Origin of the sequence: Shewanella abyssi (assembly GCF_023284025.1) — a bacterium.
Taxonomy (GTDB): Bacteria; Pseudomonadota; Gammaproteobacteria; order Enterobacterales; family Shewanellaceae; genus Shewanella; species Shewanella abyssi.
On sequence record NZ_JAKIKR010000026.1, the window covers coordinates 1 to 24,939 of the forward strand.

Consider the following 24,939-nt stretch of genomic DNA (forward strand, 5'->3'; position numbering starts at 1 on the left):
AGGCCTCAACCGCATCTACACTTGCTTATAAAAGCGCAAACTCTCGGCATTTGCATATCCAATACTAAAGCTAGAAATTGTAGCTTTCAGTAAACGCCATGACTTAAAGGCGTATGACCTAAATTGCAGAATCTAGTCTTCCCCGTTGGAAATTTAGCTGTTTAAATTTCGCCGGGGCGCTGAGGATTTACTCTTATGAAATCAACAGCAGGGACAAGTGCTTTGCCACTTAGCTCTACTCTTGATTACAAGAATTGGCGAAGCGCCACGACTTTTCTCGGCCGTAAAGCCGCAGCTTTAGCGGTTCCAATTGCCTGCGGCCAGCGTATGTGCAGACGCAACTGAGGCTCGCTGCAAGTACGTCCATGTAAGCTCTACGATGGCATCCATGCCATCAAAGGCCTCAGCCGCATCTGCACTGGGTTATAAAAGCGAAAATTCTCAGCATTAGAGTTACCATTAAAAGCTTTTAAATTTAGATAAACCTCCACATCAGTGAACACCAGTATTTACATTTAAGGAGCCAAACTTGCAGGCTGTAATCTTCCCCGTTGGAAATTTTGCTGTTTAAATTTCGCCGGGGCGCTGAGGATTTGACTCTTATGAAATCAACAGCGGGGACAAGCGCTTTCCCTTTGGCTCTACTCTTGATTACAAGAATGGGCGAAGCGCCACGGCTTTCTCGACCGTAAGGCCGCAGCTATAGCGTTATCAAACAACACTGAGTTGATTTCAGGTCGAAGTGATTCTTATGACCTGCGCTTCTGCTGGACAAGGCATGTAAATAAATCCGCTGCTTTTGAAGTACCCAGCATACCAAAAAATATTTAGACTTCTAGATGGCTGTTTGTTATGTTGGTATTTCATTCAAATGGAATAGGATATGGCTGGTATGAAACTCGAATCTTTAGCGCTGCACCATGGTTATAAATCGGAAGCGACCACCAAGGCTGCCGCTGTACCTATTTATCAAACCACCTCTTATACCTTTGATGACACTCAGCATGGTGCCGATCTATTCGATCTTAAAGTGCCTGGCAATATTTATACTCGCATCATGAACCCAACCACCGATGTACTGGAGCAACGCATGGCAGCCATAGAGGGCGGGATTGCTGCGTTAGCGCTTGCCTCTGGTATGGCGGCAATCACTTATGCGATTCAGGCGCTGACCGAAGTGGGTGACAACATCGTTAGTACCAGTCAACTTTATGGTGGTACCTATAATTTATTTGCTCATACTTTGCCAAGACAAGGTGTCGAAGTCCGTATGGCGGGTTTCGATGAGTTCGACAAATTAGATGCCCTTATTGATGACAAAACCAAAGCCTTGTTTTGTGAGTCAATTGGCAACCCAGCAGGCAATATCGTTGACCTGCAACGACTCGCTGAAATTGCTCATAAACATGGCGTGCCGCTCATTGTTGATAACACAGTGGCGACGCCCGTGTTGTGTAAGCCGTTTGAGCATGGTGCCGACATCGTTATTCACTCGCTGACTAAATATATCGGTGGTCATGGCACCACAATTGGTGGGGCAATAGTTGATAGCGGTAAGTTTGATTGGACGGCGCAACCGAAACGTTTTGCACTGCTCAATGAACCGGATCCGTCATATCACGGTGTGATCTACACCCAGGCTTTCGGTGCTGCAGCCTTTATTGGCCGTTGCCGTGTAGTACCACTGCGCAATACTGGCGCGGCTCTATCACCGCAAAGTGCTTTCTTATTACTGCAGGGCTTAGAAACACTGGCGTTAAGGATGGAGCGTCACTGTGACAACGCATTAGCCTTAGCACAGTATTTAGAAGCGCACCCAAAAGTGAAGTGGGTCAATTACGCAGCGCTGCCCAATAGTCCATTCCAGGATAACTGTCATAAAATCACTGCTGGAAAAGCTTCTGGGATCATCAGTTTTGGAATAAAGGCGGATGACGGTAAAGTCGCTGGTGGCCGCTTTATTGATGCACTGCAGATGATTTTAAGATTGGTCAATATTGGCGATGCAAAATCCTTAGCATGTCACCCAGCTTCGACAACCCATAGACAGTTAGATGCCACTGAACTGGAAAAAGCGGGAGTATCAGAAGATTTGGTACGGATCTCGGTCGGTATTGAACACATTGACGATATCATTGCTGATGTAGAACAAGCACTAGTACAAGCCTGTTAACCCGTCATTAATGTTGAAAAGGTTAGCAAGTTTGTTAACCTTTTTTCGTTTTTAATTATATACCATATAAATGGCTACTTCTCAGCGTTGCAAACTGCAAAATAACTTAACTGCTAGATTTATACATCAGAAAACTCTGAATTACGCTATGAAAGCAACCGAAAAAATCATGATGTCCTAATGCATAAACATCTAATTAAATCAACAGTGTATACAAAGTATCCCCATGTGTTACTCTGAAAAATAATCATTTTTCAGAGTCTGTTATACAGAGCTGTGTATGCATATAAAAACAATAATAGCGGCCTTTGTCTTCCTTATTTCCACTTTAGTGACGCTGTTTTCTACGGCGCAAGCAAATGACGCGCTGACTCAATTGGCAATATCAGCTAAAGAAAGCTCACCCGCTGTAGGACTCACACTACTCGATAGTTTCGACACCGAGGCCAATGTGCTGTCACCAGATGAAAGCGCAGCTTTGTACTTCCTCTATGGCCAGCTATACGAAAAAACACGTCAGTTAGACTTGGCCATCGCCAGTTACGATATTGGGATCGCTTTTGTTGAACCGTTAGCGGTTAGTGATATTCTGATCGATAGCTATTTAGAACGCTCTTTTGCTCTGTATCTGCAGACGAATGATCCCACTGTTTATTGCATCGATCGGCGTAAAGCACTGGTTTTGGCAAGGCAGCATAACAACGCAAAACTGTTGGCAAAAACACTCACACAGAATGCCTTTTGTTATAACAGCGCGACAACGGTTCATAAGGGAATTGCGCTACTCGACGAAGCCATGGTGATCGTTGATAAGAGTGACAAGCTTGATGCTAATCGTAAGGCCATGATTTACAATGCTACAGGGAGTCTGTATCGCACTGTTGGCCTGCATAAACGCGCTTATGATAACTTCGATAAGGCCTATCAAACCTGGCAAACCGTAGACGATAAAGAAGACATGTTTAACATGCAGCACAACATGATCAGCTCTGCGATAAAATTGAGCGATTGGCAGCGCGCCCAAGTGAATATCGCTGCGCAGTTTGCACTTGCAGAAGCAGCACCAGAATTTAAAGATTTTTATTTTTTTGCCTACCTCAACTCTGGACGTATCGCATTAGGTGCCCTTGATTATCCACGAGCTATAATGCACCTTGAAAGGGCTATCTCCCTTAAAGAAACCACCCACGAGCGTTTTTTTGTTAGCGGTGCTCATCTGTTTCTTGCACAGGCTTATATGCGTACCGGAGAGACCGAAAAAGCGGCGGATATGGCACGGGTTTTTGAACAAGATAAGTCTTTTCCGGCCAATATGCGCAGTATGCTGCTGACGGCAGACGCCATTATTGCTTTCGATAAGCAGGAGTATTTAGTGGCAATCAATACGCTACTAAAGGTGATTGATGAAGAGCGCGAGTACAATAAAAACATCATCGATAACGAAGTCATCGACTCAGCGTTAGAGCATAATTCAAAACTGGCCGAGTTTGAGAATGAGTTACTTTCCAATAAACTCGCAATCAATCAATTGAATCTTAAAGCTGCCATAGATAAAGAGCGTATTAGTGAGCTTAAGCAGAGTATTTTTGTATTGCTAGCAGTGGTGTTATTGGCAACCGTGTTCTTTTTAATGCATTCGCGAAAAGTGTTTAAACGCCGCGCTCAAACTGACTTCCTTACCGGGATTGCTAATCGAGGTTACACCTTTAAAACAGGTGAGAAGATGATTGAAAAGTCGATTAAAAAACAGCAATCGGCATCGGTTATTATTTTTGATATCGATAACTTTAAAAGCATTAATGATCGCTTCGGCCACCATGTTGGCGATTTGGCCATTCAAGCGGTGACTAAACGTGCTGAGCGCTGGTTAAAAAAACAGGATTTAGTCGGCCGAATTGGCGGTGAAGAGTTTTTAATAGTGCTGCCGAACACCGATGAAAAAGCCGCTTTTGTAATATCTGAACGTATTCGTAGCGCAATTGCACTAGAGCCTTTTAAGTTTGATGAGGTCACCATCGAATTTACCATAAGCCTAGGAATAGCCGTCGTCAATGAGCAAGCATTGAGCTTGAGTGCGCTGCTTAAAGAGGCGGATAAAGCGCTATACAAAGCTAAATTCTCTGGTAAAAATAAGGTCTATTTGGCTCGACAGTGTGCCTAGTATCGGCTGTTAAATTCTAATCGCCGTAGCTGAGTGCTGCGGCTCATCCCCTCCTTAGTACTACCGTCGTTATAAGCGTTTTCCTTCTGATGCTGAAAATGCGAGATTGAGTATCTTTAAGCCTTTTCTAATGCACTTCGCATAAAAAAACTTCATTAGCTATCAACTTGTATTTACCCAATTTTTTGCTATGTTTTCTGTTTAGTGAATGCGGTTTTTGAGTAAGCTCTTTGAAATAAAATATCGACAACCGCGAGTGAAGCACGCTAAGGCAGATTATAAAAATAACCAAGGTTGGAGATTTTATGAATAAAGCGCTAGCAGTATTGCCATTGGCAACGTTGGCTTTTGTGCCAACAAGTTTCGCGGTAGAGGTATTTAAAGATAGTAAAAATGCATTTGAGGTGGGTGGTTTTGTTGATGCTCGAGTGATTAATACGCAAGATGTCACTGAGGTGGTTAACGGTAGCTCCAGAATTAACTTTGGTTTTACTCGTGAAATGTCTAATGACTGGAGGAGCTATGTCAAGCTAGAGTGGGGGGTCAACCCTTTTGGTAGTGCGACAATATCATACAGTAGTGAAAGTAACTTCGAGACTGAAAGCGGAGACTTTTTAAACAACCGTTTAGGCTACATTGGTGTTAGTCATGCAGATTTTGGCTCTATTGCGATTGGTAAGCAGTGGGGTGCATGGTACGACGTTGTTTATAATACCAACTATAGTTTTGTGTGGGACGGTAACGCATCCGGTACATACACTTACAACAAGTCGGATGGTGCCATCAATGGTGTTGGTCGCGGTGATAAAGTGATCCAGTATCGTAATCGCTGGGGAAATTTAGGTATCGCGGCACAAATGCAGTTAAAAAGCAGTCAGACAGATATTGAAGATGATGGCAGCAACAATCCAAATCGATTGGTGATGACAGAGTACGATAATACCTACGGCATTGGCTTAACCTATCAAGCAACGGATATGTTGGTGATTACAGCTGGCGCTAACATTGGCGAGCCTGAAGCTACCACGGCCAGTGGACAGATGATTTCTGAGACCGACTATATCTATGGCATGGGTTTAACCTGGGGCAGTTGGGATGAGCATGGTTGGTATGCGGCGATGAACGTTAACCAAAATGAATTCCACGATACTGATAACTTAGGTCGTTTCTTGCAAGAAGCGCTAGGTTTAGAAACGCTGATCTCCTATTACTTGGGCAATAATGTCAAACTGCTGGCCACGTACAATATATTAGCGGCTGGTGATGCCTATGAGGCGGTGCATCCTGGGGATGTGTTTAAACGTCAGTTTGCCGTTGCCGGTGTGCACTATGTCTGGGATAACAGTGTGGTGCTCTACTTAGAAGGCCGTGTCGACTTCAGTGATTTCAGCAGCGCTAATCCAGAAAATGAAGCGATGCAATCGGTGTCTGAGGATGATGGTGTGGCCATAGGTATTCGCTATACCTTGTAATCGACATGTCATGTTTAGCAATAGCGATTAAGGCTTATCAGGCAGTAATACTGCCGGATAAGCCTTTTTAATGGGTGGTCGTTATTTCAATCGATAGGTGACTTCCACTCTATCTTGAATAGTGACTTGGCCTTGTTGGTAGCTTTTAGGCACATTATAGCTATCACTCTCAGCGTTCATTCTCATCATCATCGGCTGCACTGGACGTTGATCAAAATAGCGGATTTGCCATACGCCATCGAGTTCTTCGCCAAAGCCTTGGGCTAGCTCTGCCGCTTTTTGTTGGGCATCTTTAATGGCTGCCATTCTTGCTTGCTTTAGGTATAGCGCCTCTTTGCTCGATTTAAGCGCAATATGATTAATGCGGTTAATACCTTGTTCAAGCGCAGTATCTAAAATGCGATTGAGATCCGTTAACTCTAAGACCGTCACTTTTACGCGACGGTTGGCGCTGTAACCAATCACTCTATTGGGCTTATTTTTCTCATAGTGATACTGCGGTTGCAGATTGATGTTGGCGCTTTGAATAAGCTCGCTGCCCACCCCCGCTTTTTCTAGACGTTCAATAAATTTAGCCACTGCAATATCTGACGCTGCTTTGGCGGCTTTAGCTGTTTCCGCTTTGATGACCACTGCTACGTTTATTTCAGCCATGTCAGCTTCAGCGATGATACTGCTAGTGCCTATGGTTTCCAGATGCGCAAAGCTCATATCGGCGGCAAGTATAGGGGCTGAAATACTGGCCGATAGGATTAAGGCTGAAACGAGTGCTGCAAGAGATGATTTTTTCATAGTGACTCCAAAAGTAAGGCTAAAATTTGCCAAGATAAAACTGCGCTGTTGCTTGGTTATATAAGTTATAAACGTGAGCTTTTGGAAAAAGGGTTATAACTTTTGATCATTAATTATTGCTGGCTATGTTGGATAAGTTCAGCCCCTCCAACATAGTGCTAAATTGACGTGCTTTTACAGTTGTTTACCTTAGGCACCATCTTGAATACAAACAACGGACTATAATGGTGACTCCAATCTAAAGGAGTAAACCAATGCAACGTATCTTAATCGTAATGACACTGCTGTTGAGTATATCAAGCGTGAATGTATTTGCTGGAGAGCGACCGGAGCCTGGGCAGATGCTAGCCAAATTTACTCAAGAGCTTAATCTCACCGATGAACAGCAAGTTGAAACTGAAGCGGTGATGGGAGAGTTTCATGATGAAATGAAACTACTGCATGATAGCGAAGGGAGTCGTCGTGAAAAAGGCGAACAGATGAGAGCTGCCGCAGAGACCAGAGATAACAAGATGCAGCAGATCTTAGACGAGCCACAATATGAACAGTATCAACAGATGGTAGCTGAGATGCGGGAGCAGATGAAGCAGAAAAGAAAGCAGGGTTAACTAAAACGCTCTCTGAAAATAACCTCGGTAGCAGACTTCGTTTGCTGCCAGCCTTTTTGTTTAAGCTCGGGTTCTGCCAGAAACTCATCGACGTAGCCAATACACAGATAACCTACCAGCTCGGCGCTTTCGGGGGCATTTAACGCTTGCTTGATCTTTAACGGATCTAAAATACTAACCCAACCTACGCCAATATTGAGTGAACGCGCCATCAACCACAGGTTTTGGATGGCACAAACCACACTAAACTTGCCCATTTCTGGCATGCTGGTTTGCCCTAAAACGGCGGTTTCACTCGGTTGATAAAATACGGCTAAATTGACCGGAGCCTCAAGAATACCTTCGAGTTTCAGTGCATCATACTGAGTCCGTTTATCCCCAGTAAATTGCTTACTGCCAGCGGCATTAGCTTCGATAAAAGTTTGCTGCACGGCTTGTTTAATGCTTGAGTCGCGAATAATTACAAATTGCCACGGCTGTGAGTATCCCACAGAAGGTGCTTGCATGGCTGCATTTAGCAGCATATCAATGTCGGCGTCAGACACGGGATTATCGTTAAATCGATTGCCTCTCACATCGCGTCGAAGACGAATAATATCGGCCAAAACTTGGCTATCACTCTCACTAAATAATCGACTCATCTCGCTTCCAATATTGATAGTTAAATTGCGGTTTATATTCTAATTTAACCTGTGGTTTACTTAAACAAAAACGTGCTCTTATAGAGCACGTTTTAGAGTATAACCAGATTAATATCTGGCGCGTTAGTTTGATTATGTATTAGCGATTAACTTTACTAATTAATCACCATTGAGATGAAGTAACCAATAACGGTTGCGGTCACTACGCCAATAAAGCCGGGCACAATGAAACTATGATTCAAGACGTACTTACCAATATGAGTGGTGCCAGTTCTATCAAAGCTAATCGCCGCTAGATCGCTTGGGTAGAATGGGAAGAAGAAGTAAGCATAACAAGCCGGCAATACGCCGATAAGCACAGGTGCAGGGATCCCCAAAGAGAAACCTAATGGCAGCATGATGGTTAAGGTTGCGGCTTGGCTCTTTAAGAAGATGGACGCCACAAACATCGCAATTGCAAATGACCAAGGGTGAGCATGGACGACATCACTCACCGATTCGATTAAATAGCTCTTGTGATAGCTAATAATGGTGTCGCTTAACCAGGCAATACCAAAGATAATGATCACAGCGGTCATGCCTGCGATAAAGACATTACTGTTAACGATTTTTTTCGGGTCAACCTTGGTGGCTAATAGAATAAGTGCGCCAACCGACAGCATCATAAACTGAATGGCCACCGACATCTTTACCCCTTCAGGGAGTAACTCTTTGCTAAACATCGCCAAGCCAATGACAGCTAAAATGCCGAGCAGGAATATGCTTAAGCCTTTCTTAGCGATACTGTCACTTTTAGCGACATCATCGGTTTCAATGTCGGCATCAATGAGGCTGTTCTTAAACTCTGCATCTAGCAGTCGAGTTTGAAACTCCTCGTCTTTATCGAGATCTTTACCTCGTTTTAAACTCCAAGCTGAGGCGACCAAAACACCGATTAATGTTGAAGGGATAGTGACTAGCAATACATCCACTAGGCCGATATCGAGGTTGTTTTCCATTGATGTAGCAATAACAACGGCAGCCGCGGCGGCAATAGGGCTGGCTGTTATCCCCATTTGCGAAGCTACGGTGGCCATCGCTAACGGGCGCTCAGGTCTAATGCCTTTCTTATAAGCGACATCATAGATAACCGGCAATAGCGGATACACCGAATGGCCTGTTCCCACCAGTACGGTTAATGAGTATGTACATAGCGGACCGAGAAACACGATTTGGTTTGGATGTTTACGCAGCAGTTTTTCCGCATAGCGAACCAGCAGTTTTAGACCGCCAGTGGCTTCCAATGTGGCTGAAGCGGCAACGACGGCCAGAATGATCAACATAACGTTGATAGGTGGTGAACCCGGCGCAACGCCAAATACAAAGGCAAGAATGGAAACGCCCAATCCGCCTAAAAGACCGAAGGCAACGCCGCCGTGGCGGATCCCGACAAAGATGACAGCCAACAGTAACAGCATATGCACAAAAAACATTGTGTGTCCCTTCTTATAGTGAGCGGAGGTCTAGGTAAATAATAGTGGCCATTTGCTATGCAGATAGCCCTGTGATTACTGATTTATACCGTATGTTATCGATTGCTTAAATAGCCGCTGTTCAGCAAGGTGATATAGCGCATTGGATCATGGCGGTTGTCTCTAAGAAGTGTGAGCTAACTTAAGCGCAGTTTGCTCGTCAAAATTTGGTATATCCCCAGTCCCACTGAATCCAGCATCTTCAGGTTAGATGGGTATTGAACGAGAGTGGCTTGGCTGGTGCTTTCAGCTACTGGTGGTGTTTGTATGGTAATAAAATAACCAGAAATCGCAGTGTTGTTTATTTTATAGACTAGGTTTTTAGTGTAGAATCGCGCTTTATTATAATTTAAGAGGAAATTACTCACTGTGTTAATGACGCCGCCCTAACGTTTCGCCCTCCCTATAGCTTTCATTGCTAACTAAGCATCATGCTTATTTCTTTGCGCTTGTTAATTGGTTGTCGATGATTTCGACAGTTTTTTGCGCCAAAATTTTATCAAAAAGCACGCATATCACTGCAGTCTAATCTCTGCTGCGAACTGCCGTGCGTAAACTGAGAGTTCAATGTTTAAAAACTTCAAAATTGATTGGTTATCTAATATCCGCGGTGACTTGCTCGCGGGTCTCGTTGTAGCGCTAGCCCTAATTCCAGAGGCTATCGCATTCTCAATTATTGCTGGTGTCGACCCTAAAGTTGGCTTGTATGCCTCATTTAGCATTTCGGTCGTTATCGCCTTTACGGGCGGAAGATCAGGCATGATCTCTGCGGCAACAGGCGCGATGGCGCTGTTGATGATCACCCTAGTGAAAGAGCATGGCTTGCAGTATTTGCTGGCCGCTACCGTATTGACGGGGGTGTTGCAGATTTTAGCGGGATATTTAAAACTAGGTAATTTGATGCGATTTGTATCGCGATCAGTGGTTACCGGTTTTGTTAATGCCCTAGCGATACTGATTTTTATGGCGCAGTTACCCGAATTGACCAATGTCACTTGGCACGTTTATGCGATGACAATAGCGGGTCTTGCTATCATCTATCTGTTCCCTTATCTGCCGGTTATTGGCAAATTAATCCCTTCACCATTGATCTGTATTGTCGGCTTAACCGTGTTTGCTATGATGTTTAATGTTGATGTGCGCACCGTGGGTGATATGGGAGATTTGCCAGATACTTTACCGATATTTTTGTGGCCTGATGTGCCATTAAACCTAGAAACATTAATGATTGTATTGCCCTATGCTATGGCGCTTGCGGTCGTCGGATTATTAGAATCTATGATGACGGCAACCATTGTCGATGACCTTACCGATACCAGTAGTGATAAAAACCGTGAATGTAAGGGACAAGGACTTGCTAACATCTCTACCGGGTTGTTGGGTGGTATGGCGGGTTGCGCTATGATTGGTCAATCGATGATTAATATCAAATCCGGTGGACGTGGACGTTTGTCGAGTTTAGCCGCGGGGATGTATTTACTAATCATGGTGGTCTTTCTTGGGCCTTGGTTGAAGCAAATTCCCATGGCCGCACTGGTTGCAGTAATGATTATGGTATCCATAGGTACGTTCTCATGGCGCTCAATTATCGATATGAAGAAACATCCACTGTCGACCAATATTGTGATGCTAGCAACAGTTGCTATGGTCGTCACCACGCATAATTTGGCAATCGGTGTGTTTGTCGGCGTCCTGCTTGCTTCCCTATTCTTTGCTAACAAGATTAGCCGCATGATGGTGGTGCGGAACAGTGTGGCTGATAGTGACAGCGGCGAATATCGAGTGATTGGCCAAGTGTTCTTTGCCTCATCGGATAAGTTTACTGAATCGTTTGATTTTAAAGAAGTACTTGAGTCGGTCACTATCGATTTGTCAGCTGCCCATTTTTGGGATGTGACTGCGGTATCAGCATTAGATAAAGTGGTGATTAAGTTCCGCCGCGAGGGGACCCATGTGGAGCTCATCGGTATGAATCAAGCCACTCGTACCATTGTCGATAAATTTGGCGTACACGATAAACCCGAAGAAGTTGAAAAACTACTGGCAGGACACTAATTAGGATGACACAGATGAAGAATATTGTTGCGTGTATTGATGGTTCTAAATTAACTCTGGCGACCTGTGAAGCCAGTGCTTGGGTGGCACAAAAAGTGACTGCACCGTTAACGTTACTCCATGTACTCGATAGAACCACTCGACCCGTGGTCAGTGAACTGTCCGGCCAAATTGGCCTTGGTAGTCAAGAAGCTCTACTCAACGAACTGGTAGAGCTTGACGAGCTGCGCAGTAAAGTCGCCCTTAAGCATGGCAAGCAGTTACTTGCTGATGCCGAGGAATTAGCGCAGGTGCGAGGCGTTAATGATATCTATAAATTACAACGTCATGGCAGCTTGCTAGAGACGTTAACCGATCTAGAAGAATCACTTAGGTTATTAGTGATTGGAAAGTCGGGTGAAGATCATAGCAGCACTAACACCATAGGCTCACAGCTTGAAAGTGTGATTAGAACGATTAAGGCGCATACCCTAGTCGTTAGTGAAACCTTTGAGGTGCCGAGTTCATATATGATCGCCTTTGATGGCAGTGCAACCAGCGACAAGTTGATTGAAAAAGCGATTAAGACGCCCTTGCTTGTTGGGCTTGAGTGTCATCTAGTGATGATTAATAGCTCTGGTGACAAGAGTGAGGCTTTTCAACAAGCGGCGCTGCAACTTCACGAAGCTGGGATAATGGTGACTGAGCGAGTGCTGACAGGGCATGTGGATGATGCATTGCTAGAGTACCAACAACAACAGCAGCTAGGGATGATAGTGATGGGAGCGTATGGACACAGTAAGCTACGACAGTACTTTGTGGGTAGCAATACCACACAGGTGCTAATAAAAAGCACTGTGCCTTTGCTGTTGATCCGCTAGCTATTTTTGTAAGTACGGTTAAAATATCCAACAAGGGGTGAGCTGATAACTCGCTCACCCTATCAAAATTCGCTAACACCAGCACATCACTCATTTAAAGCGCAATATATCTAACACTCATCACATCTTAAGTAAGCTGATATTTAAACGCGAGTTAACTGACAAAGCGCGTAGCAATTGGTTAGAATAACCTAGATTTTTCAAACTCCAGAGTGACCACCATGCACGTACATATTTTAGGGATCTGTGGCACCTTCATGGGCGGCCTAGCGCTGCTGGCCAGAGCTGAAGGGCACAAGGTAACCGGTAGCGATGCCAATGTTTACCCGCCAATGAGCACTCAGTTAGAAGAGCAAGGAATCGAGCTCATCCAAGGCTTCGATCCCGCTCAATTGGGCAAAAGTGAAGATGATGCACCTGATCTTGTGGTGATCGGTAATGCCATGAGCCGAGGTAATCCTTGCGTCGAAGCGGTGCTTAATCGCGGGCTTAAATATACCTCTGGACCACAGTTTTTAGCAGAACATATCTTAGCTGAGCGCTGGGTGCTCGCGGTGTCTGGCACCCATGGTAAGACCTCCACCTCGAGTATGTTGGCCTGGATATTAGAAGACTGCGGCTATGAGCCCGGATTCTTGATTGGTGGTGTACCGCAAAACTTTGGTGTATCGGCTCGTCTTGGTGGCTCTCCATTTTTTGTCGTTGAAGCTGATGAATACGACAGCGCCTTTTTTGATAAACGTTCTAAGTTTGTCCACTACCAAGCGCGCACTTTGGTTATCAATAACCTAGAGTTTGATCATGCAGATATTTTTGATGATCTTAAAGCGATCCAACGTCAATTTAATCACCTAATACGTACGGTTCCCGGTGAAGGTAAAGTGATCTGGCCAGCGGATGCGCAAAGTGTGCAGCAGGTTATCGCGTTAGGCTGCTGGAGTGAGCAAGAGACTTACCATTTAGATGCGGTCACTCAGGGCTGGCACGCCAATAACCTTAGCGCTGATGGTCATCAGTTTGAAGTGTTCTTCAATGGTGAGCTGCAAGGTGTTGTCGATTGGCAACTGATTGGCCAGCACAATATCGAAAACGCCGTGATGGCGATTGCGGCGGCGAGGCATGTTGGTGTACTGCCTGATGCTGCGATTGCAGCGTTAGTGACATTTGCGCCACCTAAGCGCCGTATGGAACTGATTGGTACCGTTAAAGGTATCGAGGTTTATGATGACTTTGCCCATCATCCAACGGCGATAGCGACCTCTCTAGCAGGTATGCGCGCCAAAGTTGGTAATCGCAAGGTGACGGTGATATTGGAACCACGGTCAAACACCATGAAGAGCGGCGTCCATAAGGACACCTTAGCAAACTCGTTGGCTTTGGCTAGCAATGTATTTTTATATCAAGCAGGTAATATCGATTGGGATATCAGCAGCGCTATGGCGACAGCCTCTGTGCCGGTTGATGTTTTGTTTGATATTGAGCAGATAATAGCGCAAGTCGTTGCTCAGGCTAGCAGCGGAGATACTATCATTGTCATGAGTAACGGTGGTTTTGGCGGCTTACATCAAAAACTACTGGCTCAATTAAGTCATAACAGTAAACACTAATACTGGTCAAAACTAACACAGGTAAATAATTAGCCATGAGTGTGACATATCATAAAGCAGACAAGTCTATTAGTCTGGCTTGGACCGGCGCCTCTGGCGCTCCTTATGGTCTGAGGTTACTAGAGATACTGCTTAAAAGTGATTATCAAGTCTTCTTGATGATCTCTTCGGCGGCTAGAGTGGTATTAGCCACAGAGCAAGGCTTGCAATTGAGTGCCAATAGCGCAAAGGCGCAAGCACAGTTATTAGCCCAGTTTGGCGACGTGGCTGGCGAGTTGATTGTATTGGGCAAAGAGGAGTGGTTTTCACCGCCAGCATCAGGCTCCGCAGCGCCAAAACAGATGGTCATTTGTCCGTGTAGTACTGGAACATTAGCCTCTGTTGCGACGGGTATGAGTAATAATTTACTCCAAAGAGCTGCCGATGTTGTCATAAAAGAGCGTGGTCAATTAATCTTGGTTCCTCGAGAAACTCCTTTTAGTGCCATACACTTAGAGCACATGTTGTCGCTATCTCGATTGGGCGTTACCATTATGCCTGCTGCACCGGGTTTTTATCATAATCCCAAATCGATTGAAGATCTGGTAGACTTTATGGTCGCTCGAATTCTTGACCATTTGGGCGTTGACCATGCATTAACGAATCGTTGGGGTTATGACAAGCATAATCCCAGCGACATCGACTACTGAGAGTTTTATGAAACACACCACTGAAGTGATGATCTCTGCTGAAGAGATCGATCAAAAATTGGATATTTTGGCTGAGCAGATTAATGCGCATTATGCCGATAGTGACCGCCTGTTAATGGTCGGTCTACTCAAGGGTTCTGTTGTATTTATGGCAGATCTTTGTCGACGTATTAAAGGCCACGTAGAGATCGATTTTATGTCGGTATCAAGTTATGGCAATGCCATGAGCAGCAGCCGCGACGTAAAAATTCTTAAAGACGTACAGTCCGATATTCAGGGGCGTGATGTACTGATTGTTGAAGATCTGATTGATTCTGGTAATACCCTAAATAAGGTGCGTGAGATCTTGTTGATCCGCGAGCCAAAAAGTTTAGCGCTATGTACCCTGCTTGATAAGCCACAACGTCGTGAAGTTGATGTGCCTGTCGACTTTATCGGCTTTACCATTCCTGACGAGTTTATCGTTGGCTATGGTATCGACTACGCGGAGCAGTATCGTAATCTGCCTTACATCGCGAGAGTCATTCCGCTAGAAGATTAATATTGTCTCTATAGCTGAGGTCGGGTTTTGATGCTGATTGGCGTTAAACCGATTAACCAGCTGGGAGAGCAATTTATACGATTGACTCCCGCTAATGGCGGGAGTTTTTGTTTACTTAATACAGAGTGACTGGAATAACCATGGCAAACACAGCAGCCGCCTTAGTTATCGACTCCTTAAAAAAAACCTATAAAGGCGGAGTTGAAGCAGTAAAGGGCATAAGCTTAACAGTTAATAAGGGCGATTTTTTTGCCTTACTAGGGCCAAATGGAGCCGGTAAATCAACCACCATTGGTGTGATTAGCTCATTGGTACAAAAGAGTTCAGGCAGCGTATCTGTTTTTGGGCATGACATTGATAAAGAGCTTGAACTCGCCAAACTGAGCATAGGTTTGGTGCCGCAAGAGTTTAATTTCAATCAGTTTGAAACGGTATTACAAATTGTTGTCAACCAAGCGGGTTATTACGGCGTTAAGAAAGAGCAGGCACTAGAGCGTGCTGAAAAACACCTTAGTCAGCTCGATTTGTGGGAAAAACGCAACAGTCCAGCTCGTGAACTCTCTGGTGGCATGAAGCGCCGTTTGATGATCGCGCGCGCACTAATGCATGAACCACAACTGCTGATCTTAGATGAGCCTACAGCCGGTGTAGATATTGAACTGCGTCGCTCTATGTGGACTTTTCTTACCGAGCTAAATGAGCAGGGGGTGACGATTATTCTCACTACTCATTATTTAGAAGAAGCAGAAATGTTGTGTCGTAATATCGGTATTATCGACAAAGGTGTACTGGTGGAATGCACCAGTATGAAATCCTTGCTTAGCCGCTTGAATATGGAAACCTTTATTCTTGATTTGGGCTGCGATCTCAATGAGAAGCCCGCTCTTGAGCAGACAGCATGTAGGTTAACGGATCCACATACCTTAGAGGTTGATGTGGCAAAAGAGCAAAGTCTGAATGACGTTTTTGTACAGTTGAGTGCACTTAATATTCAAGTGTTGTCGATGCGTAACAAGGCGAACCGTTTAGAAGAGCTGTTCGTTGAGTTAGTCGCAAAAGGCAAAGTGTCAGGGGGCGTAAAATGAATATGAGAGCGCTGTATTTCACGGCTTTTAAAAGTATCTTAACCAAAGAGATAAACCGCTTTACCCGTATTTGGATCCAAACTATAGTGCCGCCGGCTATCAGCATGACCTTGTATTTCCTGATATTTGGTAATTTAGTGGGTAAACGCATTGGTGAGATGGGCGGTGTATCTTACATGGAGTTTATTGCGCCTGGTTTAATCATGATGGCGGTGATTACTAGCTCCTACTCTAATGTTGCCTCCTCGTTTTTTAGTGCTAAATTCCAGCGTAACTTGGAGGAGCTTATCGTTGCACCTGTGCCGCACTATGTGATTATTGCCGGTTATGTCGGTGGCGGTGTTGCCCGGGGTTTATGTGTCGGCACGATAGTGACGTTAGTGGCAATGTTCTTTGTTGATATCAGCATTCAACATGTTGGGTTGGTGGCGATTACCGTGTTCTTAACCGCGGTTTTATTTGCCTTAGGTGGATTGATTAATGCTATCTTTGCCAAAAGTTATGACGATATCAGTATTGTTCCGACTTTTGTGCTGACCCCATTGACCTATTTAGGTGGCGTGTTCTATTCGTTATCCTTGCTGCCTGACTTTTGGCAGGGGGTGTCGGCGCTAAACCCTGTGGTATACATGATCAACGTATTCCGCTTTGGGTTCTTAGGTTATGCCGATATGAGCGTGCCGTTCTCAATTGCAGTAATGGTCGGCTTCTGTGTCAGCTTGTGGAGCTTAGCGTATTACCTTATCTCACGTGGTATTGGGCTAAGAAGTTAATCCGACGTGTAAGGTAACAGCTATACGATATGAGCGTACGTTCACAATTATCCATAGCAGTCATGGTCGGCTTCTGTGTTGGCTTGTGGAGCTTAGCGTACTACCTTATCTCCCGTGGTATCGGTTTAAGAAGTTAATCCGACCTGTAAGATAACCGCTATACGATATGAGCGTACGTTCACAATTATCCATAGCAGTCATGGTCGGCTTCTGTGTTGGCTTGTGGAGCTTAGCGTATTACCTTATCTCGCGTGGTATCGGTTTAAGAAGCTAACAGAGAACGCCAGTAATAAAAAAGCCAACAATCAAATTGTTGGCTTTTTTATTGGCTTATCTTTGTAGAAGCTACATCGTTAGCTTTGCTCGATAAATTCAACTATCTCGAATAGCTGTTCAATGGTATTTAGCGTCAACTTACTGGTACAACAGTGGCCGTTTTGACTGGCGTAGAGTTGCACAGCATGACGCAGTTTATCTAAAGACAGCTGTGTAGAAGCACGCTGCAGCCTAGGAGGGATATCTTCGGTAATAAGATAACTGTCACCGCTATAATCGATAATAAAACTACCTTGAAGTACCCCAAGCAACTCTGTTTGTTCAAACCAATCTAAGCGTGATTCTAGTCGCAGCAAATCATTGCTGTTTTGTTGTAGTAGTATGATAGGCCAGCTTACTTGCGCTAATGTGCTTGTCATTAGTGCTCCTGCTTTTGGAGCCAAGGGTACTGTGTTTGACAGGCATAATCTCTATAGGCCTGGGTTTTATCTTCTATGCTATCAGCGATGCCAAACGCATAGCCTTTGACGTAAACCAGCACATAAAAAGCCCGTTGTTGACCGTTATCATAGGGTTTTAGCAGAGTGTTTAGGCGCATGTTTAGGCCGATATTATCAATTTTATTGCCAGCGCTCATCGCCAGCTTTGAACAGACTAGCATGTCGGTGATCTCTTTTTGCTCAAGTACTTTATTAGCCGTAGAGACAAAGCCATGCATCCCCATTCCACCGCGACTAGCGATAATGTTCTGTAGGGTGATATAGGCTAGGCTTGTGCCTAATAACACTCCAACAATGAATAGGGTGATATAGCTGAGTTTACGCATGATGATACCGGGCTTTTAAGGTTGGGCTAATGAAATATTACCTTAGCCAGTTACAAAGTGAAGAGTTGATGTGTTTTTTTGTGGTGCTTGTTGGTAAGTGATACAGGTGTTATCTGCCAAATAGTTACTTAGTTGCTGTGGTTTGTTGAGTAATTTGTTGTTTGCGATCATAGAGTAGAGTAATCGTTGTGGCGTTATTAGCGATGAGGTTGTCGAAGTGCAAATTCATCTCTTGAATCGATTCGACATATTCAGGATCAGTCTTGTCTTTTTTCTGCCAATAGCGATTACGTTCTAGCTTTTGCAGCTCACTGGCTCTTAATATTTCAAAATAGCTGTTCTCTTGCTTCAAGCGGTACATTTCACCGTCTAATAGCTGCAGTAAGCGCTCTTTTGAAATAGTTTCTTTTTTTAATAGCGCCTGTAGAGGGTCGAGTGTGGTGATGGGCTTGTCTGAATCTGTCTCGGTGGTAATGCCAAGTTCATACTCGATTTTATGCTGGCGAAACTCTTTTGGGCAGGAGTGTTGGCTAAAGACGATCTTGTCACCTTTAATGCATTTAAAAATACTGTTTGCTGCTACGTATCCACTGAGCATTAAGCAAAGTATTGATAATATGACTTTCGCCATTGGGCTAAATATCCTTTTCAACTCAAGCGCTATTATTTATCGATAATTACAATAAGCGTGCATTTTCCGTATCTTGCTTTCCATATTGATACAGAAGTGTTCTAACATACTATGGCTGAACTCAGAGAATAACACCAGTTTTATGGCCCAAAACAGATGCTTTGAGCCAAATATAACTAAGGCAATTTTACGACCAGATTATCAATTAGTCGTGTGTCACCCATATAAGCAGCCACCAGAATGACTAATTCTCGATCACTATTTAATGCCTTGCTGAAGGTCTTAGCATGACGAATATCGAGATAATCATTTTTAAATCCAGCTGCAGCGATTGTTGTCTCAGCAGCTTCAATAACCGCATCAATCTGTTTGCCTGAGCTTAGCTCTATAGCCATGTTATCTAAGGTTTGCTTTAACACTACTGCACGCTGCTTTTGCGCTGCAGTTAAGTAACCGTTGCGGGAGCTCATCGCAAGGCCTGAAGTTTCACGGATGGTTGCAACTCCGATGATTTCAATCGGCATCGACAGATCTTCAACCATGGTCTTTATCACCAGCAGTTGTTGAAAGTCTTTTTGGCCAAAAACCGCTATATCGGGTTGCACGATATTAAACAGCTTACACACAATTGTGGCAACACCGCGGAAATGACCTGGGCGGCTTTCACCACACAGTTGATCAGAGATCAACGGTACTTCTACAAAGGTCTGTGCGTCCATTCCCTTAGGGTAGATGATGGCGGGTGTCGGCGTGAATAGCAGCTCTGCGCCGGCTTCGATTAACGCGTTTTGATCATCCGCTAAGGTTCTTGGATAGGCATCTAGATCTTCATTCTGACCAAACTGCATTGGATTGACGAAGATTGAAGCGATCACATGATCAGCGCGCGATCTGGCTTCTTTAACTAAGGTAAGGTGCCCAAGGTGCAAGTTGCCCATGGTGGGCACGAAGGCAACAGTTTCGCCTTTAATGCGCCATGCACGGACTTGCTCGCGGATAGCGCTAATTGATTCTGTAGTGATCATGATACGACTGCTCTAACACTGACAAAGATGAATACTGAAAAGCTGATAACGAAAATACTTAGCTAAAAGTATGTTCTTCAGCTGGAAAAATACCTTGAGCCACTTCGTCAATATAGGCACGAACAGCGCTGCGGATCTCGCCTGTTTGCTTAAGGTAGTTTTTCGAAAAACGTGGAATATAGCCACTTGAGATGCCTAATACATCATGCATAACCAAGATTTGGCCATCAGTGTCTGCGCCAGCGCCGATACCAATAACCGGAATCGTTAATGCTTCTGTAATGGTTTTAGCTAACGGAGCGGGAATACACTCAACGACGAGCAGCTGTGCTCCCGCGGCTTCAAGGGCCTTTGCTTCATCGAGAATACGCTGGGCATTATCGGCATCACGGCCTTGAATTTTAAAGCCACCAAATACATGTACCGATTGCGGTGTTAAGCCTAAGTGGGCGCAAACAGGTATGCCGCGTTCGGTTAGCATCTTGACGCTTTCGAGTAGCCAGTGTCCACCTTCAACTTTAACCATACTGGCACCCGCTTGCATCAGCGTGGCGGCATTGATCATGGCCTGTTCCGGTGTTGCGTAACTCATAAAAGGCATATCGGCTATAAGTAGTGCACGTTCAACGCCACGACGAACACATCGAGTATGGTAGGCTATATCGTTAACCGTTACTGGCAGGGTGTCGTTATGTCCTTGAAGTACCATCCCCATTGAATCACCGACTAATAAAACGTCAACACCTTCGCTATCGAATGCGTTGGCAAAACTGGCATCATAAGCCGTTAATGCAGTGAATTTTTTGCCTTCAGTTTTGAAGGTTCTCAGTGTGGAACTCGTAATTTTAGACATAGTGGTAATTTTAAAACCTAATTTGTGAAGTTGTTATATGCCAAGTTGGGCTGAACTTCAATGATCTCGGAATCAAACTTCTGTACTGATGCGGATATTCTAGCAAAAATTTAGCCTAAAAATGACTTATCCTACTTTGCCAGCTGTAGCTCAGCGACTAGAGCTGCAGTTATCAAACTACCCAAGGTTGTTTTATCGGGCAAAATGAGTGTTGGAATTAAATCAAATAATGGCACTAACACAAAGCTGCGTTGTTTCATTCCATAATGGGGAACAGTGAGCCGGTGGAGATTGATGTGTTCATTGCCGTAGAGCAGTAGATCTAAATCTAAGGTCCTAGGTCCCCAACGCAGCGTTCTGAGTCTACCCTGTTCATTTTCAATTTTTTGTAAGGCATCTAACAGATCAATCGGGGTGAGATCGGTTTTAAAGCCTGCAACCGCATTGACGTAATCGGGTTGCTCAACATCGCCCATGGGCACAGAGCGATAGTAAGGTGAGATGCTAAATGAATTTTCTTCGGCAATGCTCAACAATGCTTGGCAAGCATTGTTGAGCTGTTCGATGGGCTGACTTAGGTTAGCCCCCAATGCAACATAGACCTGAATCATTACTCGGTAGGTTTAGGCGCTGCTTGTTCTGACGGCTTGCGACGACGGCGTTGCGAGTTACGGTTACGACCGCCTTTATTACTTGATTTAGCAATAACATTGCGCTGATCTTCATTGCCTTCGACAAAGCTCTTCCACCATGCCGAACTCTTCGCCACAGCACCACCTTCGGCTTCACCACGTAGCAAGAGCAGATCGTAAGCGGCTCTAAATTTCGGGTGCTCAATAAACTTAAATGCCTTGGTGCCCCTGTTACGCTCAAACCGTAGCTGTAGTTGCCATATATCCTTGGTCACAGAACTAAAGCGGCGCGGGATACTAATGGTACGGCACTGCTGCTCCATGACGTCGCCCATAGCAGCGGTATACGCATCATAGAGGCTCAAACCACTTTCAAGAGCAATGTCGTCTGCTCGCTGGGTTAATGGATACCAAAGCAGCGCTGCATAAAAGAATGCCGGAGTCACTGGTTTTTCTTGCTCAATACGCAAGTCAGTATTTTCCATCATCTCTTGCAGTAATTTTGCAATAGGTCCATGAGGCGCTTCATCTAGTAGTGCATCTACTAACGGAAATAGTGGCGCAAACAAACCAAAATCTCGCATCATGCTGTAGTTCTGAGCGGCTTTGCCGGCAAAGAATAACTTGAGGACCTCTTCGTACATACGAGCAGCGGGAATATCTTTCAGCAAAGGCGCTAATTTTTTTATTGGATCAGCGGCTGCCGATTCAATGGTCATATCGAGTTTAGTCGCAAAACGCACTGCGCGAAGCATGCGTACTGGATCTTCGCGGTAACGAGTATCAGGGTCACCAATAAGACGAATGGTACGTGACTCTAGATCTTGTAATCCGCCGCCGTAGCTATGAATAGAGAAGTCGCTAATATCGTAATAGAGCGCATTGACCGTAAAGTCACGACGCTCAGCATCTTCGTCGATACTGCCGTAAACGTTGTCACGCAGCAGACGACCAGATTCATTGGTCTTAGATATTTTTTCTTCGCTATCGACGTGATGCCCACGCAAGGTAGCGACTTCGATAACATCGCGGCCAAACACAATATGCGCAAGACGAAAACGTCTGCCCACAAGGCGGCAGTTACGGAATAATCGCTTAATCTCTTCTGGCGTGGCATTAGTGACCACATCAAAATCTTTAGGCTGCATACCGAGTAGAATGTCACGTACTCCTCCACCGACCAAGTAAGCTTTAAAGCCTGACTTATGCAGTCTGTAGAGTACTTTGATCGCATTGTCGCTGATCTGTCTACGAGAAATTGAGTGCGCGTTACGAGGCACAACTTCTAAACTCAGACCGACCTGAGTATCTTCTTCAGTTTTTGAATTGGCATCAAATAACTGTTTACAGAATTGGCTAATACGGCGAAAAATGGGACACCTCTGATTTGGATGTTAACTTAGGTAAAAACAAGTGGGCTATGATAACCCAATTGAAGCTCAATGAGTATACGATTCAGTTCACGGAACAAGGAGTATTTCAGATTGCCTTGGCACCTTGCTCAAATCAAACTGACTGATAGCTTGTTCTAGCATCTTGCTGACCTGTGTTTCAGGGGGCAATTCTGCTTGTCCCAAAAAGGCTAAAGCCGCATTAATACTGGCTTGTGGCTTTACGACATCAATTGCAGCAGCATGGTTTTGTTTAGATAATTTACGGCCCTTTTCGGCACAGGCTAACGGCAGATGCAGCCAATCTGGGTTGGGTTGTTTTAACAGTTTAAACAGGCTTTCTTGACGGCAAGTGGGCTCAAGCAGATCTGAGCCTCGAACCACCTCGGTGATCTGTTGGTGGATATCGTCAAGCACCACGGCTAATTGGTAGGCATAGAGTCCGTCACTGCGTTTAATAATGAAATCTTCAGCAGCAAATTGGCTATTAACGGTAATCGACCCTTTTATTTGATCTCGAAATTGCGCCACCCCATAGTGGTTACGAATGCGGATAGCGCCCACTTTATGGGGCTGCGTAAGTCTGCCGCAGCGTCCATCATAACTGCCGCCCATGGCTTTAATCTCTTTACGAGTGCACTGACAATAATATGCGTTGTCAGTCCCTAGTAATTGAGTGATTTGTTGCTGATAAACTTCAAGACGTTGGCTTTGATAGAGCACTGAACCATCCCAGTGCAGCCCATACGCTGCTAGCGTGCTAAGGATTTGGTCACTGGCACCGGCGATCTCCCTTGGTGGGTCGATATCTTCAATACGCAGCAGCCATTGTCCGTTCATCGAGCGGGCACGCAAAAAACTGCCGAGGGCAGCAATCAATGAACCAAAATGAAGTGGACCAGAAGGGGACGGTGCAAAGCGACCGATATAGGGCGTAGAATTAACCATTTAAAAGGTACAGAAACAAAAGAGCGGAGCAAATGCTCCGCACCTTAAGATAGCGATTATCCCGCCATCTGCTTTTCTTTGATCTCAGCAAGTGTCTTACAATCGATACACTGATCGGCTGTTGGACGCGCTTCTAATCGACGGATACCGATTTCGATACCGCAAGAGTTACAGAAGCCAAAATCATCTTCTTCGATGATCTGTAGCGTCTTTTCAATCTTTTTGATTAGTTTACGTTCTCTATCGCGAGCACGTAATTCTAAACTAAATTCTTCTTCCTGGGCTGCGCGGTCGACAGGATCTGGGAAATTGGCCGCTTCATCTTGCATGTGATTAAGAGTACGATCGACTTCTTCACGCAATTGGTTACGCCAAGCTTCAAGAATAATCTTGAAGTGACCCAGTTGGTCCTCGTTCATGTACTCCTCACCGGGCTTTTCCTGGTAAGGTTCTACACCTGCGATAGCGAGCACGCCGAGTTTTTTAGTGCCTTGTGGCATAACGCATCTCCTGTTAATCATTTGCGTTGTAGGGCGTCTGTATAATAACGGGCGCTATCTATACCAGAAACCCTCTATATAGGCAAATAATTTGTGTTATCTGGACTCGATTCTTTGACTATGTGCGCTATTAAGAACAATTTCAACTGTATATTCTGAATTAGCGGTTAACCGGACAGGATTTAACCAAACGGGCTGCTGTGGGTGATAAATCAGCACTATAAGCTAAAATCTCTACTCCTGCTGTATGTGCTTCATCGAGTAATTTTGCATATGTTGGGTCAATATGGGCTGCCGCTTTAACGGAGTGTATTCCACTATGCTGAACAACGAACAGCAATACCGCTCTATGGCCTTGCTGCACCATCTCCATTAGTTCGCGCAAATGCTTTTGACCACGAGTCGTTACCGAATCAGGGAAATATCCTTGTCCATCCTCAAGCAGGGTGCAACTTTTTACTTCTACGTAGCAATTGGCTTGGTTGTTATCTTCTAATAAAATATCGATACGGCTGTTTTCACTGCCATATTTAACTTCGCGGCGCAGTGAATCATAGCCACACAATTCTGTTATTACGCCGGCAATAATCGCTTCCTCGGCTAGGGCATTCGCTCGACCGGTATTGATACCTATCATATGGCCAGCTGGCGTTTCCGCTAGCTCCCAAGTGCGACTGTATTTACGCTTTGGATTATCAGAGACTGAAAACCACACCTTACTCTCTGGAAACAAGCAATGACGCATCGAACCCGTATTAGGGCAGTGGATAGTGACTTCGCTACCATCCTCAAGCGTGATATCAGTTAAAAAACGTTTATATCGTTGGATGAGGGTGCCACATTCAAATGCCGGGTCAAATTCCATTTCTGTTACCAAAAGAGGGTCAAT

At 44.7% G+C, this 24,939-nt stretch carries 24 protein-coding genes and 1 pseudogene; 12 read left to right on the plus strand and 13 right to left on the minus strand.

From position 1 onward, the window contains the following. Nucleotides 1–892: 892 nt before the first annotated feature. The 3 genes from L2755_RS12410 (at nucleotide 893) to L2755_RS12420 (ending at nucleotide 5,806) form a co-directional block, all read left to right on the plus strand. Nucleotides 893–2,173 carry an O-acetylhomoserine aminocarboxypropyltransferase/cysteine synthase family protein gene (locus L2755_RS12410; RefSeq protein WP_248981059.1) on the plus strand — a complete coding sequence of 427 codons (1,281 nt, stop codon included), beginning with the start codon at nucleotides 893–895 and terminating at the stop codon, nucleotides 2,171–2,173. Nucleotides 2,174–2,453: 280 nt separating this feature from the next. Then, on the plus strand, nucleotides 2,454–4,334 hold the full coding sequence (locus tag L2755_RS12415) for a tetratricopeptide repeat-containing diguanylate cyclase (protein ID WP_248981013.1): 1,881 nt from the start codon (nucleotides 2,454–2,456) through the stop codon (nucleotides 4,332–4,334). Between the two features lie 305 nt (nucleotides 4,335–4,639). After that, nucleotides 4,640–5,806 (plus strand): porin, encoded by a 1,167-nt coding sequence (locus L2755_RS12420; RefSeq protein WP_248981014.1) that lies wholly within the window; start codon nucleotides 4,640–4,642, stop codon nucleotides 5,804–5,806. 81 nt (nucleotides 5,807–5,887) lie between these two features. Here the strand turns inward: L2755_RS12420 and L2755_RS12425 are convergent, their stop codons facing one another. Further along, nucleotides 5,888–6,598 (minus strand): oxidative stress defense protein, encoded by a 711-nt coding sequence (locus L2755_RS12425; protein ID WP_248981015.1) that lies wholly within the window; start codon nucleotides 6,596–6,598, stop codon nucleotides 5,888–5,890. A gap of 254 nt (nucleotides 6,599–6,852) precedes the next feature. Here L2755_RS12425 and L2755_RS12430 point away from each other — a divergent pair, with 254 nt between their 5' ends. Beyond that, nucleotides 6,853–7,206, plus strand: a complete 354-nt coding sequence (locus L2755_RS12430) for a hypothetical protein (RefSeq protein ID WP_248981016.1) — start codon at nucleotides 6,853–6,855, stop codon at nucleotides 7,204–7,206. Here L2755_RS12430 and bluB read toward each other — a convergent pair. Together bluB and L2755_RS12440 are read right to left on the minus strand one after the other, a co-directional pair. Continuing rightward, on the minus strand, nucleotides 7,203–7,847 hold the full coding sequence (gene bluB, locus L2755_RS12435; RefSeq protein WP_248981017.1) for a 5,6-dimethylbenzimidazole synthase: 645 nt from the start codon (nucleotides 7,845–7,847) through the stop codon (nucleotides 7,203–7,205). The genes L2755_RS12430 and bluB overlap by 4 nt on opposite strands. Before the next feature lie 155 nt (nucleotides 7,848–8,002). Next, nucleotides 8,003–9,319, minus strand: a complete 1,317-nt coding sequence (locus L2755_RS12440) for an anaerobic C4-dicarboxylate transporter (RefSeq protein ID WP_248981018.1) — start codon at nucleotides 9,317–9,319, stop codon at nucleotides 8,003–8,005. 606 nt (nucleotides 9,320–9,925) lie between these two features. Between L2755_RS12440 and L2755_RS12445 the strand changes: the two genes are divergently transcribed. The 8 genes and pseudogenes from L2755_RS12445 to L2755_RS12485 form a co-directional block, all read left to right on the plus strand. Beyond that, nucleotides 9,926–11,413 (plus strand): SulP family inorganic anion transporter, encoded by a 1,488-nt coding sequence (locus tag L2755_RS12445; RefSeq protein ID WP_248981019.1) that lies wholly within the window; start codon nucleotides 9,926–9,928, stop codon nucleotides 11,411–11,413. A gap of 14 nt (nucleotides 11,414–11,427) precedes the next feature. Further along, the gene (locus L2755_RS12450; protein ID WP_248981020.1) at nucleotides 11,428–12,273 is read left to right on the plus strand and encodes a universal stress protein; all 846 of its coding nucleotides are present in this window, start codon (nucleotides 11,428–11,430) and stop codon (nucleotides 12,271–12,273) included. A gap of 221 nt (nucleotides 12,274–12,494) precedes the next feature. Next, complete coding sequence (gene mpl, locus L2755_RS12455) at nucleotides 12,495–13,880, plus strand: UDP-N-acetylmuramate:L-alanyl-gamma-D-glutamyl-meso-diaminopimelate ligase (RefSeq protein ID WP_248981021.1); 1,386 nt, start codon at nucleotides 12,495–12,497, stop codon at nucleotides 13,878–13,880. A 35-nt stretch (nucleotides 13,881–13,915) separates the two neighbouring features. Next, the gene (locus L2755_RS12460; RefSeq protein WP_283102819.1) at nucleotides 13,916–14,569 is read left to right on the plus strand and encodes a flavin prenyltransferase UbiX; all 654 of its coding nucleotides are present in this window, start codon (nucleotides 13,916–13,918) and stop codon (nucleotides 14,567–14,569) included. Nucleotides 14,570–14,576: 7 nt separating this feature from the next. Further along, a complete protein-coding gene (hpt, locus tag L2755_RS12465) occupies nucleotides 14,577–15,110 on the plus strand; it encodes a hypoxanthine phosphoribosyltransferase (RefSeq protein WP_248981022.1) in 534 nt (177 codons plus the stop codon). 140 nt (nucleotides 15,111–15,250) lie between these two features. Beyond that, nucleotides 15,251–16,195: an ABC transporter ATP-binding protein gene (locus tag L2755_RS12470; protein ID WP_248981023.1), complete on the plus strand. Its 945-nt coding sequence runs from the start codon at nucleotides 15,251–15,253 to the stop codon at nucleotides 16,193–16,195. 2 nt (nucleotides 16,196–16,197) lie between these two features. Beyond that, nucleotides 16,198–16,968 carry an ABC transporter permease gene (locus L2755_RS12475; RefSeq protein ID WP_248981061.1) on the plus strand — a complete coding sequence of 257 codons (771 nt, stop codon included), beginning with the start codon at nucleotides 16,198–16,200 and terminating at the stop codon, nucleotides 16,966–16,968. Nucleotides 16,969–17,131: 163 nt separating this feature from the next. Further along, nucleotides 17,132–17,242: pseudogene (locus L2755_RS12485) on the plus strand (ABC transporter permease); the annotation flags it as partial. A gap of 79 nt (nucleotides 17,243–17,321) precedes the next feature. Here L2755_RS12485 and L2755_RS12490 read toward each other — a convergent pair. The 10 genes from L2755_RS12490 to sfsA all read right to left on the minus strand — a co-directional run bounded on the left by L2755_RS12490 (nucleotide 17,322) and on the right by sfsA (nucleotide 24,915). Then, the gene (locus L2755_RS12490; protein WP_248981024.1) at nucleotides 17,322–17,663 is read right to left on the minus strand and encodes a DUF4144 domain-containing protein; all 342 of its coding nucleotides are present in this window, start codon (nucleotides 17,661–17,663) and stop codon (nucleotides 17,322–17,324) included. Then, nucleotides 17,663–18,070, minus strand: a complete 408-nt coding sequence (locus L2755_RS12495; protein WP_248981025.1) for a hypothetical protein — start codon at nucleotides 18,068–18,070, stop codon at nucleotides 17,663–17,665. The genes L2755_RS12490 and L2755_RS12495 overlap by 1 nt, the downstream gene beginning before the upstream one ends. 124 nt (nucleotides 18,071–18,194) lie before the next feature. After that, nucleotides 18,195–18,701, minus strand: a complete 507-nt coding sequence (locus tag L2755_RS12500) for a DUF4124 domain-containing protein (protein WP_248981026.1) — start codon at nucleotides 18,699–18,701, stop codon at nucleotides 18,195–18,197. 176 nt (nucleotides 18,702–18,877) lie between these two features. After that, nucleotides 18,878–19,726, minus strand: a complete 849-nt coding sequence (panC, locus tag L2755_RS12505) for a pantoate--beta-alanine ligase (RefSeq protein ID WP_248981027.1) — start codon at nucleotides 19,724–19,726, stop codon at nucleotides 18,878–18,880. Between the two features lie 58 nt (nucleotides 19,727–19,784). Continuing rightward, on the minus strand, nucleotides 19,785–20,579 hold the full coding sequence (gene panB, locus L2755_RS12510; protein WP_248981028.1) for a 3-methyl-2-oxobutanoate hydroxymethyltransferase: 795 nt from the start codon (nucleotides 20,577–20,579) through the stop codon (nucleotides 19,785–19,787). A gap of 131 nt (nucleotides 20,580–20,710) precedes the next feature. Further along, the gene (folK, locus tag L2755_RS12515; RefSeq protein WP_248981029.1) at nucleotides 20,711–21,190 is read right to left on the minus strand and encodes a 2-amino-4-hydroxy-6-hydroxymethyldihydropteridine diphosphokinase; all 480 of its coding nucleotides are present in this window, start codon (nucleotides 21,188–21,190) and stop codon (nucleotides 20,711–20,713) included. After that, nucleotides 21,190–22,491: a polynucleotide adenylyltransferase PcnB gene (gene pcnB / locus L2755_RS12520; RefSeq protein ID WP_248981030.1), complete on the minus strand. Its 1,302-nt coding sequence runs from the start codon at nucleotides 22,489–22,491 to the stop codon at nucleotides 21,190–21,192. Before pcnB ends, folK begins: the two co-directional genes overlap by 1 nt. A gap of 180 nt (nucleotides 22,492–22,671) precedes the next feature. Continuing rightward, on the minus strand, nucleotides 22,672–23,550 hold the full coding sequence (gene gluQRS, locus L2755_RS12525) for a tRNA glutamyl-Q(34) synthetase GluQRS (RefSeq protein WP_248981031.1): 879 nt from the start codon (nucleotides 23,548–23,550) through the stop codon (nucleotides 22,672–22,674). 56 nt (nucleotides 23,551–23,606) lie between these two features. Beyond that, the gene (dksA, locus tag L2755_RS12530) at nucleotides 23,607–24,050 is read right to left on the minus strand and encodes an RNA polymerase-binding protein DksA (RefSeq protein WP_202287904.1); all 444 of its coding nucleotides are present in this window, start codon (nucleotides 24,048–24,050) and stop codon (nucleotides 23,607–23,609) included. 160 nt (nucleotides 24,051–24,210) lie between these two features. Beyond that, nucleotides 24,211–24,915, minus strand: coding sequence for a DNA/RNA nuclease SfsA (gene sfsA, locus L2755_RS12535; RefSeq protein ID WP_248981032.1), 705 nt, complete (start codon nucleotides 24,913–24,915; stop codon nucleotides 24,211–24,213). Between the last annotated feature and the right edge of the window lie 24 nt (nucleotides 24,916–24,939).

What these genes read in the sequence shown, in the direction of transcription:
- bluB (WP_248981017.1), bottom strand. Translation starts at nt 7,847, where the DNA reads ATGAGTCGATTATTTAGTGAGAGTGATAGCCAAGTTTTGGCCGATATT.
- dksA (WP_202287904.1), bottom strand. Translation starts at nt 24,050, where the DNA reads ATGCCACAAGGCACTAAAAAACTCGGCGTGCTCGCTATCGCAGGTGTA.
- L2755_RS12450 (WP_248981020.1), top strand. Translation starts at nt 11,428, where the DNA reads ATGAAGAATATTGTTGCGTGTATTGATGGTTCTAAATTAACTCTGGCG.
- L2755_RS12445 (WP_248981019.1), top strand. Translation starts at nt 9,926, where the DNA reads ATGTTTAAAAACTTCAAAATTGATTGGTTATCTAATATCCGCGGTGAC.
- mpl (WP_248981021.1), top strand. Translation starts at nt 12,495, where the DNA reads ATGCACGTACATATTTTAGGGATCTGTGGCACCTTCATGGGCGGCCTA.
- folK (WP_248981029.1), bottom strand. Translation starts at nt 21,190, where the DNA reads ATGATTCAGGTCTATGTTGCATTGGGGGCTAACCTAAGTCAGCCCATC.
- L2755_RS12460 (WP_283102819.1), top strand. Translation starts at nt 13,916, where the DNA reads ATGAGTGTGACATATCATAAAGCAGACAAGTCTATTAGTCTGGCTTGG.
- L2755_RS12430 (WP_248981016.1), top strand. Translation starts at nt 6,853, where the DNA reads ATGCAACGTATCTTAATCGTAATGACACTGCTGTTGAGTATATCAAGC.
- sfsA (WP_248981032.1), bottom strand. Translation starts at nt 24,915, where the DNA reads ATGGAATTTGACCCGGCATTTGAATGTGGCACCCTCATCCAACGATAT.
- L2755_RS12500 (WP_248981026.1), bottom strand. Translation starts at nt 18,701, where the DNA reads ATGGCGAAAGTCATATTATCAATACTTTGCTTAATGCTCAGTGGATAC.
- L2755_RS12415 (WP_248981013.1), top strand. Translation starts at nt 2,454, where the DNA reads ATGCATATAAAAACAATAATAGCGGCCTTTGTCTTCCTTATTTCCACT.
- L2755_RS12420 (WP_248981014.1), top strand. Translation starts at nt 4,640, where the DNA reads ATGAATAAAGCGCTAGCAGTATTGCCATTGGCAACGTTGGCTTTTGTG.
- L2755_RS12470 (WP_248981023.1), top strand. Translation starts at nt 15,251, where the DNA reads ATGGCAAACACAGCAGCCGCCTTAGTTATCGACTCCTTAAAAAAAACC.
- panB (WP_248981028.1), bottom strand. Translation starts at nt 20,579, where the DNA reads ATGTCTAAAATTACGAGTTCCACACTGAGAACCTTCAAAACTGAAGGC.
- L2755_RS12475 (WP_248981061.1), top strand. Translation starts at nt 16,198, where the DNA reads ATGAGAGCGCTGTATTTCACGGCTTTTAAAAGTATCTTAACCAAAGAG.
- hpt (WP_248981022.1), top strand. Translation starts at nt 14,577, where the DNA reads ATGAAACACACCACTGAAGTGATGATCTCTGCTGAAGAGATCGATCAA.
- L2755_RS12425 (WP_248981015.1), bottom strand. Translation starts at nt 6,598, where the DNA reads ATGAAAAAATCATCTCTTGCAGCACTCGTTTCAGCCTTAATCCTATCG.
- L2755_RS12440 (WP_248981018.1), bottom strand. Translation starts at nt 9,319, where the DNA reads ATGTTTTTTGTGCATATGCTGTTACTGTTGGCTGTCATCTTTGTCGGG.
- L2755_RS12490 (WP_248981024.1), bottom strand. Translation starts at nt 17,663, where the DNA reads ATGACAAGCACATTAGCGCAAGTAAGCTGGCCTATCATACTACTACAA.
- L2755_RS12410 (WP_248981059.1), top strand. Translation starts at nt 893, where the DNA reads ATGAAACTCGAATCTTTAGCGCTGCACCATGGTTATAAATCGGAAGCG.
- gluQRS (WP_248981031.1), bottom strand. Translation starts at nt 23,550, where the DNA reads ATGGTTAATTCTACGCCCTATATCGGTCGCTTTGCACCGTCCCCTTCT.
- L2755_RS12495 (WP_248981025.1), bottom strand. Translation starts at nt 18,070, where the DNA reads ATGCGTAAACTCAGCTATATCACCCTATTCATTGTTGGAGTGTTATTA.
- panC (WP_248981027.1), bottom strand. Translation starts at nt 19,726, where the DNA reads ATGATCACTACAGAATCAATTAGCGCTATCCGCGAGCAAGTCCGTGCA.